Annotated in this window: 18 protein-coding genes; 5 read left to right on the forward strand and 13 right to left on the reverse strand. The window is 69.2% G+C overall.

The window, feature by feature from the left end; all coding sequences use genetic code 11:
- The first annotated feature begins 132 nt into the window (after positions 1–132).
- On the forward strand, positions 133–1,167 hold the full coding sequence (gene curA / locus IEX71_RS09765; protein ID WP_229749622.1) for an NADPH-dependent curcumin/dihydrocurcumin reductase: 1,035 nt from the start codon (positions 133–135) through the stop codon (positions 1,165–1,167).
- Between the two features lie 30 nt (positions 1,168–1,197).
- Here curA and IEX71_RS09770 read toward each other — a convergent pair whose 3' ends face one another.
- Together IEX71_RS09770 and macS are read right to left on the reverse strand one after the other, a co-directional pair.
- Complete coding sequence (locus IEX71_RS09770) at positions 1,198–1,863, reverse strand: response regulator (protein ID WP_188836828.1); 666 nt, start codon at positions 1,861–1,863, stop codon at positions 1,198–1,200.
- The gene (macS, locus tag IEX71_RS09775; RefSeq protein ID WP_188836829.1) at positions 1,847–3,037 is read right to left on the reverse strand and encodes a MacS family sensor histidine kinase; all 1,191 of its coding nucleotides are present in this window, start codon (positions 3,035–3,037) and stop codon (positions 1,847–1,849) included. The genes IEX71_RS09770 and macS overlap by 17 nt, the downstream gene beginning before the upstream one ends.
- Positions 3,038–3,085: 48 nt before the next feature.
- On the opposite strand from macS, the gene IEX71_RS09780 reads away from it, so the two are divergent.
- Together IEX71_RS09780 and IEX71_RS09785 are read left to right on the forward strand one after the other, a co-directional pair.
- Positions 3,086–3,637 (forward strand): ArsR/SmtB family transcription factor, encoded by a 552-nt coding sequence (locus IEX71_RS09780; protein ID WP_188836830.1) that lies wholly within the window; start codon positions 3,086–3,088, stop codon positions 3,635–3,637.
- 139 nt (positions 3,638–3,776) lie between these two features.
- Complete coding sequence (locus tag IEX71_RS09785) at positions 3,777–5,057, forward strand: hypothetical protein (RefSeq protein WP_188836831.1); 1,281 nt, start codon at positions 3,777–3,779, stop codon at positions 5,055–5,057.
- A gap of 66 nt (positions 5,058–5,123) precedes the next feature.
- On the opposite strand, the gene IEX71_RS09790 is transcribed toward IEX71_RS09785, so the two are convergent.
- From IEX71_RS09790 to IEX71_RS09840, 11 genes are all read right to left on the reverse strand, one after another.
- Positions 5,124–5,831 carry a sirohydrochlorin chelatase gene (locus IEX71_RS09790; protein WP_188836832.1) on the reverse strand — a complete coding sequence of 236 codons (708 nt, stop codon included), beginning with the start codon at positions 5,829–5,831 and terminating at the stop codon, positions 5,124–5,126.
- The gene (locus IEX71_RS09795) at positions 5,797–6,921 is read right to left on the reverse strand and encodes a uroporphyrinogen-III synthase (protein ID WP_229749624.1); all 1,125 of its coding nucleotides are present in this window, start codon (positions 6,919–6,921) and stop codon (positions 5,797–5,799) included. Before IEX71_RS09795 ends, IEX71_RS09790 begins: the two co-directional genes overlap by 35 nt.
- Positions 6,918–7,676, reverse strand: coding sequence for a uroporphyrinogen-III C-methyltransferase (cobA, locus tag IEX71_RS09800; RefSeq protein WP_188836833.1), 759 nt, complete (start codon positions 7,674–7,676; stop codon positions 6,918–6,920). The genes IEX71_RS09795 and cobA overlap by 4 nt, the downstream gene beginning before the upstream one ends.
- Positions 7,673–8,068 carry a nitrite reductase small subunit NirD gene (nirD, locus tag IEX71_RS09805; protein WP_188836834.1) on the reverse strand — a complete coding sequence of 132 codons (396 nt, stop codon included), beginning with the start codon at positions 8,066–8,068 and terminating at the stop codon, positions 7,673–7,675. The genes cobA and nirD overlap by 4 nt, the downstream gene beginning before the upstream one ends.
- Positions 8,065–10,665 (reverse strand): nitrite reductase large subunit NirB, encoded by a 2,601-nt coding sequence (gene nirB, locus IEX71_RS09810; protein WP_188837256.1) that lies wholly within the window; start codon positions 10,663–10,665, stop codon positions 8,065–8,067. Before nirB ends, nirD begins: the two co-directional genes overlap by 4 nt.
- Complete coding sequence (locus IEX71_RS09815) at positions 10,665–12,212, reverse strand: FAD-dependent oxidoreductase (RefSeq protein ID WP_188836835.1); 1,548 nt, start codon at positions 12,210–12,212, stop codon at positions 10,665–10,667. Before IEX71_RS09815 ends, nirB begins: the two co-directional genes overlap by 1 nt.
- 67 nt (positions 12,213–12,279) lie before the next feature.
- Complete coding sequence (locus IEX71_RS09820; protein WP_188836836.1) at positions 12,280–14,382, reverse strand: molybdopterin oxidoreductase family protein; 2,103 nt, start codon at positions 14,380–14,382, stop codon at positions 12,280–12,282.
- A complete protein-coding gene (locus tag IEX71_RS09825; protein ID WP_188836837.1) occupies positions 14,379–15,809 on the reverse strand; it encodes an MFS transporter in 1,431 nt (476 codons plus the stop codon). Before IEX71_RS09825 ends, IEX71_RS09820 begins: the two co-directional genes overlap by 4 nt.
- A 183-nt stretch (positions 15,810–15,992) precedes the next feature.
- Positions 15,993–16,538: an orotate phosphoribosyltransferase gene (gene pyrE / locus IEX71_RS09830; RefSeq protein ID WP_188837257.1), complete on the reverse strand. Its 546-nt coding sequence runs from the start codon at positions 16,536–16,538 to the stop codon at positions 15,993–15,995.
- Between the two features lie 38 nt (positions 16,539–16,576).
- A complete protein-coding gene (locus tag IEX71_RS09835) occupies positions 16,577–17,347 on the reverse strand; it encodes an SDR family NAD(P)-dependent oxidoreductase (RefSeq protein WP_188836838.1) in 771 nt (256 codons plus the stop codon).
- Between the two features lie 11 nt (positions 17,348–17,358).
- The gene (locus IEX71_RS09840) at positions 17,359–17,742 is read right to left on the reverse strand and encodes a winged helix-turn-helix transcriptional regulator (protein ID WP_188836839.1); all 384 of its coding nucleotides are present in this window, start codon (positions 17,740–17,742) and stop codon (positions 17,359–17,361) included.
- A gap of 86 nt (positions 17,743–17,828) precedes the next feature.
- Here IEX71_RS09840 and IEX71_RS09845 point away from each other — a divergent pair, with 86 nt between their 5' ends.
- Complete coding sequence (locus tag IEX71_RS09845; protein WP_188836840.1) at positions 17,829–18,434, forward strand: NAD(P)-dependent oxidoreductase; 606 nt, start codon at positions 17,829–17,831, stop codon at positions 18,432–18,434.
- 171 nt (positions 18,435–18,605) lie between these two features.
- Complete coding sequence (locus IEX71_RS09850; protein WP_188836841.1) at positions 18,606–19,397, forward strand: exodeoxyribonuclease III; 792 nt, start codon at positions 18,606–18,608, stop codon at positions 19,395–19,397.
- The last annotated feature ends 33 nt before the right edge of the window (positions 19,398–19,430 follow it).

The raw sequence follows: 19,430 nt of genomic DNA on the forward strand, positions 1-19,430 counted from the left end.
TCACGCGCGTCGCCCGTGGGCGGACCCGCTCGTGTTCGGGCCGAAACGGCCGCGGATACAGTCGGCGGCAAGCGGCCCACGGCATCCGGGCACCCACCAGGCGAAGGCAACAGGACAAGGACGGCATACCCAGTGACCACTACGACACAGATCCGGCTGGCCGCACGGCCGGTGGGCGAGCCGCAGGACACCGACTTCGAGTTCGTGACGACCGACCTCCCGGAGCTCGCCGACGGACAGGTGCTCCTGCGGACCATCTACCTGTCCCTCGACCCCTACATGCGCGGACGCATGAGCGCCGCCAAGTCGTATGCCGAGCCGGTCGAGGTCGGTGACGTGATGGTCGGCGGCACGGTGTGCGAGGTGATGGAGTCCCGCTCGCCCGAGCGTGCCGTCGGCGACATCGTCCTCGCCTACACGGGCTGGCAGACGTATGCCGTCGCCGGCGCGCGCCATACCCGCAAGCTCGACCCGCAGGCTGCGCCGATCTCGACGGCGCTGGGTGTGCTCGGTATGCCGGGCTTCACGGCATACGCCGGACTGTTGGCGATCGGCCGGCCGCAACCGGGCGAGACCGTGGCGGTCGCCGCGGCGACGGGGCCGGTCGGTTCGGCGGTCGGACAGATCGCCAAGGTGAAGGGCGCCCGGGCTGTGGGCATCGCCGGCAGGCCGGACAAGTGCCGTGCGTTGATCGAGGAGTTCGGCTTCGACGCGGCCGTCGACCACCGGTCCGAGTCCTTCCGCGAGGAACTGGCGGAGACGACACCCGATGGCGTCGACGTCTACTTCGAGAACGTCGCAGGCCCGGTGGGTGCGGCGGTCACGCGCCGGCTCAACAAGTTCGCGCGGGTCCCGGTCTGCGGCCTGGTCGCCAACTACAACGCGACACAGGCGCCCGAGGGTCCGGACCAACTGCCCGCCTACCTGGGCGCGATCCTCACGCTGAGCCTGACCGTGCGCGGCTTCATCCAGAGCGAATTCGTCCCGACGCATCACGACGACTTCCTGCGGGACATGGCCGGCTGGATCGCCGACGGCTCGGTGCGCTACCGCGAGGACGTCGTCGACGGTCTGGACAACACCCTGGAAACCTTCCGCGGGCTGCTCGCCGGCCGGAACTTCGGCAAGTCGCTGGTGCGGGTCGGCACGGATCCGACGATCGCCTGACGGATGCTGACCGGCGAATCCTGAGTCCACTCAGTCGAGTTCGTGCTCGATCGCGTAGCGCGTGAGCTCGATGCGGTTGGACAACTGCAGCTTGCGCAGCGTGGCCTGCACGTGGTTCTCGACGGTGCGGTGGCTGACATCGAGCCGGCGCCCGATCTGCTTGGCGCTCAGGCCCTTCGCGACCAGTCGCAGCACTTCGAGCTCCCGGGGCGTCAGGCTCGGGGTGGGCTCCGCGCCGACGGGGGTGGGCTCGCTCGCCATACGGCGGTATTCGCCGAGGACGAGCCCCGCGAGGCCCGGCGTGAAGACCGCCTGCCCCTGCGCCGTGGCGTTGACCGCGTCGAGCAGTTCGGTAGCCGACGCGCTCTTGACGAGGTATCCACAGGCACCCGCCTTCACCGCTTGCAACACATCGTCCCGCTCGGAGGAGGCCGACAGCACCAGCACGTTCGCCTGCGGTGCCACCTCGAGCACCCGTGCCGTCGCATCCGCACCGTTGCCGTCCGGGAGCTGCATGTCCATCAGCACGACCTGCGGCTGAGTGGCCTGCGCCCGGGTCGCGGCGGCCGCCACGCTGTCGGCGGTCGCGACGACCTGGAAACCGGCACTCTCGAGGTCGCGACTGACGCCGTCGCGCCACATCGGGTGGTCGTCCACGACCATGATCGTCGTTGCGTCGTCAGTCACGGGCCCCATCCTGCCCGTCCCCTCGCGGCACGTGCAGCTCCCACTCCGTGCCGATGTCGGGCCCGGTATCCAGCAACGCCTCGCCGCCGATGTCGGCCATCCGGCCACGGATCGACTTGCTGACTCCCATCCGCCCCTCGGCCTCGGCCTCGCCCAGCCGGCCGTCCGGTATGCCGACTCCGTCGTCGCGGACGGTCAGCACGACCTCGTCGCCCAGGTCCTCCAGCAGCACGAAGGCGCGTGCGCCGTCCCCGGCATGGCGCGCGACGTTGTCCAGGATCGTGACGACCACGGCGACCAGCTCGGTGACCATGGCGTCCGGGAGGTGGATGGCGTCGGCCGGTCCGGAGAACGCGACGTCTGCGGGCAGCACCGCCTGCAGCCGACTGCGCAGCTCGGTGGTCTCGTCGATGCCCGGCATGGCAGCCTGCCGGCTGATCAGGGTGCGCAACGCCTGCTCCTGCTCCCCCGCGAGACGGCCGAGCTCAGCGGCGTCACCGTCGAGGTCCGCGCCCCGGCGACGCATCAGCGCCAGCACCTGCAGAGCGCCGTCGTGCACTTCGCGGGCCAGCCGCTCGCGCTCCTTGGTCGCGGCCTGCATGCGCACCGCCGCCGACAACTCCTGCTGTGCGCGCGTCACGATCCGCGCGCCGATCCCGAGCGTCACGCCGACGGTCAGCAGGATCGGGGTGGTGGCGTCCGTGACGACGTTGTGGAACTGCTCCTCGACGCCGAGGCTCAGCAGCGAGAGGCCGACGCCCGTCACGCCGCCGGCGATCGGACCCCACAGCAGCGCGACCGACACGACCGCGTTGGTCACCCAGAAGGTCGACGGCAGACTCTGATGATGGTGGTAGTACTCCGGCCGTACCACCCACATGGTGGAGGCGATGAGCAGGACGGTGATGACGAGCTCGGTGATCACCATCGGCGGCCGGGGCAGCAACTCGAAGGCGTAGACCAGCCCACTCACGCCGGACCAGATCACCAGCAGTGCGATCAGCAGCCAGCTGATCAGCGGATGGCTGTATGCCGGGACCCCCGACCCGACCGGCACTTCGGCGTTGACCGACACGACCTGTGCACCGATCGCGTAGGCGACCGATGCGAACCGGAAGACCTGCGCGCCACGCCAGAAGGGCAGCGTGGCGTCCGCATCGATCTGCACCACCACACGTTCCATGTGCTCGACCGTAGAACACGCCGCATCGGGGTGCGGCACGATGGCGGTATGACGGAGCGACGCACCCTCACGCTGACGGACCCGCGCGCGATACGGGTGCTCGCACACGAGGTCCGGCAGCAGTTGATGGACGAGCTCAGTGGCGGCGAGGTGCTGACCGCGACCGAGGCCGCGAAACGCTGTGGGATCACCCCGTCCGCGATGAGCTACCACCTGCGTGCCATGGAACGCTGGGGCATCGTCGAGCGGGTCGAGAGTGCCGACGGCCGGGAGCGCCCCTGGCGGATGGCCGCCGAGTCGATCCGGATCAGCGACGAGTCGAGCACGGGTATCCCTGCGAACGTGGCGAATTCGCTGCTGGGCAACTTCATCAAACGAGTCACCAGGACCGTGACCGAGATGGTCGAGCGCAACGATCCCGACGACCACGCGACGATCAGTCAGACCAGCGGCATACACCTCACCGACGAGGAGGCGGAGCAGCTCGACACGCTCGTGTCCAAGGCGCTCGCACGCTTCGACGACCGCCACGACCCGCACACCGCGCCCCCGGGCTCGCACAAGCGGGCCATCTACTGGCTCAACCTGCCGCGGCCGTAGCGCGTCAGGAATGTTCCTGGTCATAACTTGGTAAAAGGCTGGGAATTGTTCGGTAAATGCCTGCAACCCTACTGGCGGGTCGATCTCACGATGAGCACGCGACCGCACACCCCGTCGCGGTCCGTCCGAGGGAGAAAACGTGAAACTGACACGCGTCTGCGCATTCACCACCGTGATCGTCCTCACCGTGTCGCTGTCCGGAGCGGTTACCCCCAGTGCGTCGGCCAGCTCGGCGAACAGCCATCGGCTTGTCGCCAAACAGTCAAAAAAGGTTGACAGCAAAGCGATTTACGAGCGCATCGTGCAGAAGCTGCCAGCCGACTGGCAGGCGCGACGGGACGCTGCGCGTGCCCGGCTCGGGATCGAGCAGTCTCCGGTCGCGACCGTCGTCAAGACCAAGTTGTCCAAGGCCGTCGCCGCCGCGGGCAGCCGGTCGACGGCAGCGATCGACCCGTCGCAGTACGAATGCGGCCCGACCAAACTGGACGGGTACGTCGATCAACTCCTCGAGCCGGTCGACGCCTTCAACCTGTTCTTGATCCAGCTGCTCGGTGGGTTGGACGTCCCGACATACGACGCCATCCTGAACGGCACGCCGAAGGGTGCCGGCTTCCAGCTGCTGCCGGAGTACAAGACGCCCCTGACGTCGACCTTCGGCACCGCGCAACGCTTTTGGGACGTACGACTCAACAACGTGCAGCTGATGGCGATGCACGGTTCGATGCTCTCCGACGTCAACCGGGTCACCTCCGTCGTGCAGTTCATGTATGGCGTCGGACCCGCCGATGCCGCCGACATCGCCAAGGACCTCATCACGATGATCCAGAGCGACCCGGCGCTGCACAACGGCGACAACGCGATCTTCACGCTCAACGCATTCGCGTTCTCCGGCGAGGGCGATCCCGACCCGGTGATCCGGAAGTTGAAGGACAAGATGGTCTTCGGCGATGGCATTCTGGCTGCGCTCAAGGCGATCGGGCTCAACAAGGTCGGACCGAAAGCCGTTCTCGGCCATGAGATGTCGCATCACGTGCAATATGAGGACAACCTCTTCGACAGCCCGCTGACCGGAGCGGAGGCGACCCGCCGGACCGAGCTGATGGCCGACGCGTTCGGCACCTACTTCGCGACCCACAAGAAGGGTCTGGGCATGAAGCCGGTCCAGATCCTGCAGGTGGAGGAGTCGTTCTACGACGTCGGTGACTGCTCCTTCGATTCTCCCGGCCACCACGGCACCCCGAACCAGCGGCGCGCCGCGTCGTCCTGGGGCGCCGCAACGGTCGCCTTCTCGAACAACCCGAACAAGGTGATGCCGAGTCTTCGGCTGGCCAAGAAGTTCGACAACGTGTTGCCGGAACTGGTCAAGCCGGACGCGCCGACCTCGATCAACGCCTACCGGAACCTGATCGCCCAGCCGTAACGCGGAACAAGTGATCGTGCCGATGCCGATCGGGCGCCCTGGCACCCGGTCGGCATCGTCGTCTGCTCAGCCGTCGGTCGCGCCGACGTAGCGCAAACGCACCAGCTCGGCGAGTCGCGGATCGGCACCGATCGGCTCGCTCACCACGGCGTCGTGACTGCGCAACCGGTCGTGAAAGACCCCGTGCCCCAACAGGTATGCCGCGACGGCGGCCTTTCCCCCCTCGGCCCTGACGGCCACGAGCGAGTCCTCCACGGACGGCTGAGCCGCGGAGATGAAGGCGGCCGTGGCCGTCCCGGGCCGCAGCGCAGCCAGCATCTCGGCCTGTTGCCGGACCGCGGCGACACCGGTCGCGCGCGACGACCCGGCTGCGGCGAGCACCACCGCCTGCTCGGGCGGGACACCTGCCTCGTGCAACCGGTCGGCGAGGATCTCCGCGAGGATCGGGTGCGGCCCCAGCGGCGGGGTCGCCGTCACGAGCTCGGAACGTGCGACGGCACGCTCGATGTCGACCTCGACGTGGTAGCCGGTGGACAACAAGGCAGGCACGATCACTGTCGGAATCCGTTGCTGCACCAGCGAATCGACGACCTGTTGCAGACGTGGCTGTTGCACGTCGACATACGCGTCCACGACCTGCGCCTCCGGCACCAGCTCGGCCACGGCGTCTCGCAAGCTGGTGACCGTTGCCTGACCGGACGGGCTGTCCGTGCCATGGGCGACGAGCACCAGGGCGCGGTCAGGACGCTTCGAGGACGGTGAGTCGATAGCCACGTTTGACGACCGTAGTCACCAGTTGCCTGCCGCGCGCCGCATCTCGCAGCCGAGAGATCGCGACCTCGGCCGCGTGCACATCGGTCGAGCTGCCCGGCAACGCGTCCAGGATGCCGGCTCGCGAGACGACCGCACCGTTGGCTTCGGCCAAGAGGCGGAGCACAGCCAGCCCGGAGGGTGACAGCGCGAGCACCTCACCGTCGAGCAGCGCCGCGCCGCGCAGCACGCGTAGCTCACCGGCCGCCGTCCGGACCCGCAGCCCGTGCCGGTCGGCCAGCTGCGCCACCAGGGTGCGCACTAGAGCACCCATGCGGAACCGGTCCGGAACCAGGGGCTCGATGCCCTCGGCGCGCAGCGGCGCTGCGGTGATGTCCCCCACCGCGGCCGCAAACACTCCGGCCGGGTCGCTCAGTGCGGCGACGACATCGGTCAGCACACCTTCGTCGCGGGCCGCGGCCAGGAACGCGACCGCACCGGGCGCCGCGGTGAACGTCACCGCGTCGCACTCCCGACGGGCAACCGCATGCACGGCATCGCGCACCGCGTCCGGGTCCGGCGAGGGGCCCCAACGGTAGACCACCAGCGCGCTGACGTCGGCGCCGCCGGCCCGCAGGTCGTCGTCGATGCCGTCAGCGCCGGATCCGTGGTGCTGCACCGCGATCCGGCGTCCGGCGACACTCTCGGAGAGCAGGAAGTCCCGGATCTCCGCGCTCGTCTCCGATTCGGCGACCCAGTCGGCGGTCAACCCCGCAGCCTGTATGGCGCCTCGTGCCTTCGGGCCGCGCGCCACGAGGCGGGCACCGCGGAGCAGGTCCAGCAACGGGACGGCCAGACCGGCGGCATCGGCCGCCTCGATCCAACCGGTGAAACCGACGCCGGTCGTGATGACGACGTCGTCCGGAGGACTGCTGATGAGTTCCTTCGTCCGAGAGAGCAATTCGGCGTCATCGACGTGGGGCACGACCGAGAGGGTCGGTGCGTGGTCGACGATCGCACCGCGGCGTTCGAGAGCCGCCGCCAGCTCGGCGGAGCGGCGCTGCCCGGTCAGGATCACCCGGCAACCGAGCAACGTGTCGCTCGAGGGACTCACGGATTGTCCGGAGGTTCGGCGAGCACCGCGGTGACGTCACCGATCACGATGACGGCCGGGTTGCCCAGGCCTTCGGTGTCGACGCGGTCCGCGATGTCCGCCAGCGACGCCGACACCTGCCGCTGCTCCTCGGTCCACGCGCTCTGCACGACGGTCACCGAGGTCTCGGCCGACTTGCCGCCACGGATCAGGCCGGCGGTGAGCTCGCGCAGCCGGCGCATGCCCATCAGCACCACGATCGTGTGCTGCCACTCGACCAGGGACGGCACATCGAGTGCATCGTGTCCGGAGATCACCAGCACGCCGCGAGAGACGCCCCGGTGTGTCACGGGCACCCCACCCGCCGCCGGTCCGGCGAATGCCGAAGTGACACCGGGCACGACCTCGACCGGCACCCCCGCAGCGCGGCAGGCGAGAACCTCTTCGCCGCCGCGACCGAGCACGAACGGGTCGCCGCCCTTGAGGCGGACGACATACTGCCCGCGCCGGGCACGCTCGACCAGCAGCTCGTTGATCGCGTCCTGCGGCACCGGGTGGTGGTGCGGGGTCTTCCCGACGTCGACGATCTCGACATCGGGCCCGAGATCGCGCAGCAGGCCTTGGGGTACCAGCCGGTCGGCCACGACCACGTCGGCCTTGGACAGCTCTCGCATCCCGCGCACCGTGATCAGGTCATCGGCTCCGGGTCCGCCGCCGACCAGTACGACTCGGCCGATCGGTGAGCCCTCCACCACCGCGGGATCCTCGTCGTTCATGTCGTCACCTCGGCGTCGATCGGGTCGTCTGCTGGTGCCGCCCGGACGGTCACGGCGAGTGCTGGACCGATCTGGACGTCACCACCATGTAATCGCACCTCCCAGGTGGCGAGCACGGCACGCCGGTCGGTGAGACACCGGCCGGAGCGCAGATCGTAGACCTGCTTGAACATCGGCGAGCTGATCGTCGGCACCTCGACACCGTCGACCGTGACGGATCCGACGATGCCGCGCGCCATGACGTTGGCACCGCTGACGGGGTCCCGGTGACTGATCGCGAACAGCGAGTCGTCGGCCAATCGGACGACGGCGACCTGTGCTCCGTCCACCAGCACCGCGACCGCGCCGTCCCGTGGCACGGCCGCGAGTTCGCACACCGTTGTCCAGTTCATCGGCGCACCTCGATCCGGTCACCGGAGATGAAACGGGGTCCCGGCGAAGTATCGGAGGAGCGAACCGGGGGAGAACTTCGTGGGGTGAGCACCGGACGGCGTTGACCGCGTTCGGTCTCGTACCGCAGGTCGGGGTCCGGCACGTCGGCCGCGTTGACGAACGAGGTGAAGCGCGCCAGCTTCACCGGGTCGTGCAGCACTTCGCTCCATTCGTCGCGGTATGACGCCACGTGCCCCTCCATCGCGGCGTCCAGATCCGTGGCGACTCCCAACCCGTCGTGCAGGACGACGTCCCGCAGGTGCTCGATGCCGCCGGGCAGTTCCTCGAGCCAGGCGGCGGTGCGCTGGAGGCGATCGGCCGTGCGGATGTAGTAGATGAAGAACCGGTCGATCGCTCGGACCAGTCCTTCGTCGTCCAGGTCCTCGGCCAGCAGGGTCGCGTGCCGCGGGCTGAAGCCGCCGTTGCCGCCGACATACAGGTTCCAGCCCTTGTCGGTGGCGATCACGCCGGCGTCCTTGCTGCGCGCCTCCGCACACTCCCGCGCACAGCCGGAGACGCCGAGCTTCAGTTTGTGCGGCGCGCGCAGGCCGCGGTAGCGCAGCTCGAGCCGGATCGCCATGGCGACGGAGTCCTGCACGCCATACCGACACCAGGAGTCGCCGACGCACGACTTCACCGTCCGCAACGACTTGCCGTAGGCGTGGCCGCACTCGAAACCGGCCTCGACCAGCCGCCGCCAGATGGTCGGCAGCTGCTCGACGCGAGCGCCGAACATGTCGATCCGCTGCCCGCCCGTGATCTTGGTGTAGAGGTCGAATTCCTTTGCGATCCGGCCGATCTCGATCAGACCGTCGGGCGTCACCTCGCCACCGGGGATGCGCGGCACGATCGAGTAAGTGCCGTCCTTCTGCAGGTTGGCCAGCATGTGGTCGTTGGTGTCCTGCAGGGTGCCACGGTCGTCGTCGAGGATGTGGCCGGTCCCGAGGCTGGCCAGCACCGAGGCGATGACCGGCTTGCAGATCTCACAGCCGCGGCCGCGGCCGTGCCGGGCGATGATCTCGCTGAACGTGCGCAGTCCGGTGACCTGCACGGCGTTGAAGAGTTCGGCGCGGGTCAGCTCGAAGTGCTCGCACATCCCTTTGCCGACAGCGACGCCCGCCTCCTCCAGCGCGGTGTCGGTCAGCCGTTTGACCAGCGGCACGCAGGACCCGCAACTGGTGCCGGCACGCGTGCACGACTTCACGTCGGCGACCGAGCAGCATCCCTGCGCGGTGACCGCGTCGCGTATGTCGCCCGCCGTCACGTTGTTGCACGAGCAGACCGTGGCCCCGTCGGGCAGTTCCCCGCCACCGGGCGGGCCGTCCGTCGCCGGCACCAGCCAAGCACTCGGATCGGTGCCGAGTGCCTGACCGACCATCGGCCGGAGCGCGGCGTATGACGACGCGTCCCCGACCAGGATCCCGCCGAGCAGTGTGCGGGCGTCGTCGGAGAGCACCAGCTTCTTGTAGACACCGGCGACGGCGTCCGCGAAGGACACCTCCAGCGAGCCGGGGGTGGCGCCGAAGGCATCCCCGAAGGATGCGACATCGACCCCGAGCAGCTTGAGCTTGGTGGAGGAATCGGCGCCGGGGAAGGTCGCAGCGCCGCCGAGCAGCCGGTCGACGGCCACCTCGGCCATCGCGTTCCCCGGAGCGATCAGCCCCCAGACCCGGCCGTCGACGCAGGCGACCTCGCCCACCGCGCTGATCGCCGGGTCGTCGGTCAGACAGGACGAGTCGACGACGACACCGCCTCGTTCACCGATGGAAAGCCCTGCGTCCCGGGCCAATTCGTCTCGCGGCCGGACACCGGTCGCGAAGACCACCACGTCCGCCGGCAGCGAGCTGCCGTCGGCGAAGCGCATACCGTCGACCCGGCCGCGCCGCGCACCCAGGACCTTGGCCGTGGCGGTCGCGGTGCGCACGGTGACGCCGAGCTGCTCGATCAGCCGACGCAGCACGGCGCCGCCGCCGTCGTCGACCTGCAAGGGCATCAGTCGTGGTGCGAACTCCACCACGGTGCTCTCGACACCGAGCGCCTGCAACGCACCGGCGGCCTCCAGGCCCAGCAGTCCGCCACCGACCACCACACCGCGCAACGGCCGGTCATCGTGACCGACCCGAAGCGTTTCGACATACCCACGCAGGTCCGCGACGTCGTCGATCGTGCGGTAGACGAAACAGCCGCGCAGATCTGACCCGTCGACCGGAGGCCGGGCGGCATACGACCCGGTGGCGAGGATCAGGTGGTCGTAACCGACGTCGTCGCCGCGGTCGGTGCGCACCCGCCGGCCGCTGCGGTCGATTGCGGTGACGGCGGTGCCCTTGCGCAGCGTGACCTGCGGGTCCTGCCAGAGGCCGGCGCCGCCGAGGTGCAGGTCCTCCGGGTCACGCCCGGTGAAGTAGGTCGTCAGGGCCACCCGGTCGTACGGCGGTCGTGGCTCGTCACCGATGACAGTGACCCGGAAGCGGCCGGCGTCGTCGCGGGACCGCAATGCCTCGACGAACCGATGGGCGACCATGCCCGCGCCGGCCACCACGACGTGCTGCTGAGTCATCATCGAGAGATCTCCTTGTCGATCAGGGACGACGCTACGGAATGGATGTTTCCGGGGTCGTTTCGTGAATGTTTCGGCTGTGGAACGTCTTTCGTGGGATTGACGTCGTCCATCCACTCGAGGAGGCCGCAGACGACCTCGCGGCAACCGCCACATCCGGTGGTTGCGCGCGTCCGTGCTGACACCGCGACCAGGTCGCGTGCGCCGGCCACGTGCGCGTCGACGATGTCCTTCTTGGTGACCCCGTTGCAGCGGCAGACGGTCGTGGCGGCCGGCATCGTGGTCGGATCACCGGTGAGCGGGACGACGGAGTTCGGCAGTCCGTCCAGCAACAGGACCGCGGGATCGTCCGGCAGGGGCGTACGTCGTTCGTATGCCGCGGTCAGGTCCGCGGCCACCCGCTTCGCGCCCACACAGCACGCGGCGACCACTCGATCCCCGAGCACGGAGACCTGCACATGCCGTCGATGCGCGGGGTCGCTGAGCGTGACGGTCCGTGCCTCCGCAGGCGGCTCGGGGCCGTCCCCGATCGCCACGACGTCGACACCGACCGCCTTCAGCTTCACGACCTGACCCGTCCCGGCCGACGAGGCAGGGACGTCGGACACGGCGCACCCCGCGAGCTGCCGCGCCAGCAGATCGGCCTGCGCCCAGCCCGGCGCGAGCAACCCGCTGCAGCCGGACTGCGGCTCGGCACAGTCACCGATCGCGGCGACCTGCGGATCGCCAGGGCTGCGCAGTTCGTCGGTCACCACGACCCCGGCGCGCACGGGCAAGCCTGCAGCGCGGGCCAACTCGGTGCGCGGTGCGACACCGACGCTCGCGACGACCACGTCCGTCGGGATCTCCCGACCGTCACGCAGCCGGACCGCCGTGATCCGGTCGCCGTCGTGTTGCAGGCGGTGCAGCTCGGCATCGGTCACCACCTGCACACCGGCTGCAGCCAGCGCCGCCCGCGCGATGTCCGCCGCCGATGCCGGGAGCTGCCGGTCCAGGACATGACCGCCGCGGTGCAGCACGTGCACGTCGGCGCCTCGGGAAGCCAGGCCGCACGCGATCTCGAGTCCGAGCAGCCCACCTCCGACGACGGTCACCCGCCGTGGGTAGGAGCACGCGGCCAGGAGTTCGCGGCAGTCGTCGATCGTGCGCAGCACGCGGACCTGACCGGCGCGTTCGTCGCTGTCGGTCAGCGGCCGGCGGGCGGCTGCGCCCGTCGCCAAGACCACCGTGTCGTAGGGGTGTTCGGAGCCGTCGTCGCATCGCACGACGCACCGGTCGCGGTCCACGTCCGTGGCGGTCACGCCACGGAGGACCCGCACCGTCATACCGCTGCTGTCGGTCGCGGTGGGCAGCGTGAGCCGTCCCAGATCGGCGCGGTCCGCGATCACCTCACTCAGCAGCAGCCGGTTGTAGGGACGGTGCGGCTCCTCCCCGATCACCGTGACGTCCAGCAACCGAGTGGACCGGTCCGCCGTCAGCCGTCCGAGCTCGTCCAGCAGTCGCACCGCGACCATGCCGTGGCCGACGACGACGATGCGGCTGCTCATGCTGCCTCCCTCCTCCGTCGGGAGCCGGCATTCGACCCGTGCTTGTTTGGTCGCTCGCTTCGCTCGGTCACGACACCCACTCCCGGCTGACCCTGACCGCGCACACCTTGAACTCCGGCATGCCGGAGACCGGATCGGTCGCCGGGTTGGTGACGGCGTTGGCGGCGCCCTGCCCCGGGAAGTGGAAGGGCATGAAGACGGTGTCGCGGCGGATGTCGGCCGACAGTCGCGCCATACCGCTCGCGCTGCCGCGAGTGGACGTGACGCGCACACAGTCGCCCTCCTCGATGCCGAGGCGAGCTGCCAGGACCGGGTGCAGTTGCACGAACGGGCCGGCCTCACCGCGCAGCAGCTCGGGCACCCGGCGGGTCTGCGCCCCCGACTGGTAGTGCTGCAGGATCCGGCCGGTGATCAGGTAGATCGGGGCGTCCGGTCGTACGTCGTCGTCGACCGGGGAGGTGTCCACGCAGACCATCCGGGCGCGTCCGTCGGCGGTGTCGAAGCGATCGAGGAAGAGTCGCGGCGTGCCCGGATGACCCACCTGCGGGCACGGCCAGTGCAGCCCCTCCCCAGCGTCCAGCCGAGCCACATCGACACCGGTGTAGTCGGCGATGCCGCCGGTGCTGGCACGCGCCAGTTCCTCCAGCACCTCGACCGGAGTGGCCGCGAACTGCACTGGTATGTGGAGCAGTTGCGCGAGTTCGTGCCAGATGCGCAGCTCGTCCCGCACCCCCTCCGGCGGCTGTATGACGCGCCGGCGCCGCAACACCCGGCCCTCCAGCGAGGTCATCGTGCCTTCCTCCTCCGCCCACTGCGGCACCGGCAGCACGACGTCGGCCAGCCGGGCGGTCTCCGACGGCACGAAGTCGGCAACGACCAGCAGCTCCAGCTGCGCCAACTTTCGGGCCACTTTGTCCGAGTCGGGAGCGCTGACAACGGGATTCGCACCATGGACGAAGAGCACCCGCGGCCCGTCCGGTTGGCCGATCGCGTCCAGCAGCTGAACCGCGGGCAGGCCCGGTCCGGGGATGCTCGACTCGGACACGCCCCAGACTTCGGCGACGTGCGCCCGTGCGGCCGGGTCGGTGATCGACCGGTACCCCGGCAGTTGGTCCGCCTTCTGACCGTGCTCACGGCCGCCCTGGCCGTTGCCCTGCCCGGTGATGCAGCCGTAGCCGGAACCGACCCGGCCGGGCAGGCCGAGCGCCAGCGCCAGATTGATCGCGGCGGTCACGGTGTCGGTGCCGTGCGCGTGCTGCTCGGCGCCGCGCCCGGTAAGCACGTAGGCTCCGGCTCCACCAGCGCTGGGACTCGCACCCGCGAGCAACGTTGCTGCTGCTCGCAACTCGCCCACGGGGACCCCGGTCGCGCGTTCGACGCGCTCTGGCCACCACATGGTGACCGCAGCACGCACGGCGTCCCACCCACTAACCCGACGGGTCAGGTAGGCGTCGTCGGTGTCGCCGGCCAGCGTGACCAGATGCAGCAGCCCGAGCAGCACGGCGATGTCGGTGCCCGGCACCGGCTGCAGGTGTATGCCGCCGTCCGACTCGGTGAGGGCAGCGGTCGCCGTCCGCCGCGGGTCCACCACGATCAGTCCGCCACGGCTGCGCACCCCGGACAGGTGTTGCACCGCCGGTGGCATCGTCTCGCTGAGATTGCTGCCGACCAGCAGCACTGCGTCGGCGCCGGCCAGGTCGGTCAGCGGGAACGGCAACCCTCGGTCCAGGCCGAAGGCGCGGTTGACCGCGGCGGCGGCGGACGACATACAGAATCGGCCGTTGTAGTCGATGCGTGATGTCCCGAGCGCGACACGGGCGAATTTGCCCAGCGTGTAGGCCTTTTCGTTCGTCAAACCACCGCCGCCGAAGACAGCAACGGCATCGGGTCCGGCCGCGCCCTGGGCGCTGCGAACCGCCGCGACGATCCGCGCGTAGGCATCGTCCCAGCTCGCTTCGACCAGCTCACCGGTCGCGTCACGAACCAGTGGTGTCGTGATGCGGTCGGCTGCGGTGAGCAGCTCGGCAGCGGTCCAGCCCTTCTGGCAGAGTCCACCGCGATTGGTCGGGAAGTCTCGGGGCGCCAGCGTGATCCGGCCGGATCCCTTCTGTCCCAGGCGAATCCCGCACTGGAGAGCGCAGTAGGGGCAATGCGTGTCGACCGTCGTCATACGACGACACCACCCGGACGCTTGCGCCCGTAGGCCAGCCAGGTCACCAGACCCATCACCAGATAACAGGCGAGGATGCCCCACAGCGCCGGGACGATGGTGCCGGTCGGGTGGGCGGCGCCCTTGGTCATGGACTTCGACATCGCGAAGACCTGCGGGATCAGGAACCCGCCGTACGCGCCGGCTGCTCCGACGATCCCGATGGCTCCCGCGGCGACCTTGCGCGCGGTGGCCATCGATGCCGGGGTGTCGTCGCCGACGGTCGCCGCGAAGACTGCCGGGATCATCCGGTAGATCGAGCCGTTACCGATGCCGGTGAAGACGAACATCCACAGGAACGCGACCATGAACCAGCCGAAACTGCCTGCCTGCAAGGCGATCACGACGCCTGCGGCACCGAGTGCCATCGCCGCGAAGCTGACCACCGTGACCCGCCAACCGCCGACCCGGTCCGCGACGAGACCGCCCAAGGGACGGGACATCGAGCCGACGAAAGCTCCCAGGAACGCCAGCGTCATCCCGGCACCGAGCAGCACGTAGCTGCCGCGCCCGGGGAACGAATCCCGCATCAATTTGGGGAAGACACCGGCGAAGCCGATGAACGACCCGAAGGTGCCGACGTAGACGAACGAGAGGAGCCAGGTGTGGCGTGAGCGGACCGCAGCGGCATAGGTGCCGGGTTCCGAACGCGCGTCGGTGAGATTGTCCATCCGCAGCCAGGCCCCGACCGCCGCAGCCAGCACCAGCGGCACGAAGACCCAGCCGACCACCGGCAGGTTCGGCCTACCGGTGGAGAAGCCGGCCCCGATCGTCACAAGGATCGGTGCGGCGAACTGCACCGCCGCGGTGCCCAGATTGCCGCCGGCAGCATTGATTCCGAGCGCTTTGCCCTTCTCCGCATGGCGGTAGAAGAACGAGATGTTGGTCATCGACGACGCGAAGTTGCCGCCCCCGAATCCGGCGAAAGCCGCCATCGCGAGCAACACCGGGAATCCCGCGTGCTGTCCGATCGCGACGGCCAGACCGACCGTCGGCAGAAGCAGCAGCAACGCCGACAGGACGGTCCAGTTGCGGCCACCCAGCCGGGGAACCATGAGGGAGTATGGAATTCGCAGGGTGGCGCCGACCAGGGTCGGGATCGAGATGAGCCAGAACTGCTGGCTGTCGGAGATCGCGGCAGCGCCGGTGTAGCCGTACGCCGGCAGCAGCGGCACGACGATGCTCCAGATCGCGAAGACACCGAACCCGAGGAACTCGGCATACACCGAGAGACCGAGGTTGCGCCGTGCCGTCCGCCGGCCGAATCCTTCCCATTGCGAGGGGTTCTCAGGATCCCAACCGGAGATCCACCGGCCTTTGCCGATGGTCGGCCGGCTCGAGTCACCGGTCTTCCGATCGTCGACGCCGAGGTCTGTCGCGAGTGCCATACCCACCTCCGTGTGCCAGAGCCCCGGAGTGGGGCCTGGCACCCGAACGTAGGAACGGGATGTTTCGCGAGCAGCGTCGTCGTGTTACCTGCTCGTCACGGTGATCTCACCGGCAATGCCGTCGCAGTGAGAGATCGACGGTCGGCGTGCGGTCGATCCGCGTCATTGCGGGAGGTGGTGGGATCAGGCGAGCCCGAGGTCCTCGAGCCCGTATGCCGTGAGATAGGCCACACCCGCCTCCTCGATCCGCTCGCGGGCGCCCGTCGCCCGGTCGGCGATGACCGCGACCGCGACGACCTCGGCTCCGGCCTCCCGGACCGCGGCCACTGCCTCGAGGGCGGACGCACCGGTCGTGGAGGTGTCCTCGACGACGACGACGCGACGACCCTTGATCGACGGGCCCTCGATCCGCTGCTGGAGGCCGTGCGCCTTGCCGGCCTTGCGCACGACGAAGGCGTCGAGCGTGCGGCCTTCCGCGGCCGCGGCGTGCAGCATCGCTGTGGCCACCGGGTCGGCGCCCATGGTGAGGCCGCCGACGGCGTCATACGACAGTTCGGCGGTGAGGTCGAGCATGACCTTGCCGACCAGGGGTGCGGCGGCGCCGCTGAGCGTGATCCGGCGCAGGTCGACGTAGTAGTCGGCCTCCTTCCCGGACGACAAGGTGACCTTGCCGCGCACGATCGCCTCGGACGTGATGTGCTCCAACAACTCCTGCTTGGCCAAGGCCATCTCCTCGATGCTCGCGGTATCGGACGTCTTTCCGGAACTCACTGCGGTCGGTGCCTGCGGCTGAGCTTGCCCATCCGGACGATCGGACGGGGCAGCACGCGCAACGCGGTCGCCGCCACTTTGTACTGCGGACTCGGGATGGAGATGACCTTGCCCCGGTCGACGTCGTCAAGGCACTCCTTGACCAGCGAATCCGCCTGCAACCACATGAAACCGGGGAGACCGCCGTTGCCCTTGATGCCGGCGCGGTCGTGGAACTCGGTGTGGGTGAAGCCGGGGCACAGGGCGGTCACCGTCACCCCGCTGCCGCGCAGCTCACTCGCCAGGCCCTCGGAGAAGACGGTCACGTAGGACTTCGCGGCCGAGTAGGTGCCCGAGGCCATGAAGCCGGCGACGGACGACACGTTGATGATCGCACCGTGGCCGCGTTCGCGCATCGCGAGCGCGGCGGCGTGCGAGAGCACCGTGACGGCCCGGACGAGGACGGTGAGCATCTCCTCCTCGTCGCGGATCTCGTTGCGCAGGAAGGGTTTCTTCAGGCCGAAACCTGCGTTGTTGACGAGGAGGTCGACCGGTCGGGTGACGTCGGCGAGCCGATCGGCGACCGACTGGATGTCGAGTCGGTCGCTGAGGTCGGCGGGCAGCACTTCGACGGAGACCGAGTAGCGGTCCTCCAGGTGAGCCTTGAGCTCTTCCAGCCGGCTCTGCGTGCGAGCCACGAGCACGAGGTCATGACCGCGTTGTGCCAGTTGGGTTGCGAAAGTCTTACCGATGCCGGCGCTCGCGCCGGTGACGAGTGCAGTGGCCATGGGGCGTGAGTCTATTCGGACGCTCCGTCGTCGAATTTGTCGCGGTGTGCGATGACGGCCGCGATGTGCTGCTCGGACCAGTCCCGGATGACGTCGAGCGGCCCCTGCAGCGACCTGCCGAGGTCGGTGAGCTCGTAGTCGACCCGCGGCGGGATCGTCGGGTATGCCGTGCGCGTGACCAGCCCGTCACGCGCCAGCGCTCGCAGGGTCGCGGTGAGGACCTTCCCGGAGACGCCCCCAACGCGATCGCGCAGGGCGGTGAAGCGCATCGGCCCGTCGGCGAGCACACCGATGACGAGCACGGTCCATTTGTCGCCGACACGATCGAGCAGCACCCGGGTCGGGCACTCCGGGTCGTAACCGTCGCCCACCCAGGCAGCTGTTGCGGACGTCATACTGCCCAACTCCCTTTAGTTACCTTGAGGTACCAGGGTACCAATAGTTACTGTTGCCGCAACATCAACGAATTGGAGGAGCAGACATGAAGATTGCAGTCATCGGTGCGAGCGGCATGGTCGGGTCCCGCGTGGTGCACGAGTTGTCGCAGCGCGGCCACGAGGTCACCGGCGTCACCCGATCCGGCACCGAGGTGCCGGAGGCGACCAGCGTCCGGGGCGACCTCGGCGACGCCGGCTTCGTCCGATCCCTGGCAGCCGACCACGATGTCGTCCTGTCCGCCACCGGACCGAGCCGCACCGGCGAGGACCACCAGATCTGGCTTGACGCGCTGCAGACCGCGCAGGAGAACGCGACCGACACGCGCCTCTTCGTCATTGGTGGCGCGGGTTCGCTGCTGATCGAGGGCACCCGCCTCGTCGACCTGCCCGGCTTCCCCGAGGGCTACAAGGCCGAAGCCCTGACCGCCACGCAGGCGCTCGACAACATCCGCCAGGCACCGGAGTCACTCGACTGGACGTTCCTGTCGCCCGCCCCTGAGATCGCCCCCGGCGAGCGGACCGGCACCTACCAGGTCGCGGACGACACTCCCGCAGGCGACAAGATCTCGGCGGAGGACTTCGCCGTCGCGATCGTCGACGAGCTCGAGCAGCCGAAGCACCGCCGCGCACGCTTCACTGTCGCGAACTGAATCTTCTGGCTCGACTCCGCGCAGCACCGAGGTCGCGGCCCCTCATCGAGAGGACAGGGGATGCATCGAGGGGACAGGCGATTCGGCCGATATCTGCTGAAATCGGCTATCCCCTCGGCGAACGGGTGTCCTCTCGGCGAAGTGGCGCTGGCGGGTACGTAGATTGGTCGGGTGCGTATTGCCACCTGGAACGTCAACTCCATCCGCTCCCGCATCGACCGCGTCGTCGATGTCCTCGACCGCCACGACCTGGACGTGCTGCTGCTCCAGGAGACGAAGTGCCGCAACGACCAGTTCCCCGAGATGCCGTTGCAAGCAGCGGGATACGAGGTCGCGATGCACGGTCTCAATCAGTGGAATGGCGTCGCCATCGTCTCCCGCGTCGGGCTGGACGACGTCAGTGTCGGATTCTCCGGCATGCCCGGGTATGGCGAGCCGCCGGCCGCGGAAGCGCGGGCGATCGGCGCCACCTGCGGCGGCGTGCGGGTGTGGTCGCTCTACGTGCCCAACGGCCGCGAGGTCGGGCATGCGCACTACTCCTACAAACTCGACTGGCTCGCCCGGCTGCGCGACAACGCGGCCGGGTGGCTCGCCGAGGACACACACGCCCAGATCCTGCTGGCCGGCGACTGGAACATCGCACCGGTCGACGAGGACGTCTGGGACATCGGGTTCTTCGACGGCAAGACGCACGTGACCGACGCCGAGCGGGCGGCGTTCCGTTCCGTCGTGGACACCGGTTTCGCTGACGTGGTCCGGCCGTTTACCCCCGGGCCCGGGACCTACACCTACTGGGACTACACGCAACTGCGCTTCCCCAAGAAGCAGGGCATGCGGATCGACTTCGCGCTGGCGTCCCCGACCTTGGCGGCCCGCGTGGTCGATGCATCGATCGACCGCGAGGAGCGCAAGGGCAAGGGCGCGTCCGACCACGCGCCGGTCGTCGTCACGCTCGGTGACTGACGTCATACCCTCGCGCCCTGTGCGCCCGCGGCC

The organism is Flexivirga endophytica (genome assembly GCF_014640635.1).
GTDB classification, from domain to species: Bacteria; Actinomycetota; Actinomycetes; order Actinomycetales; family Dermatophilaceae; genus Flexivirga; species Flexivirga endophytica.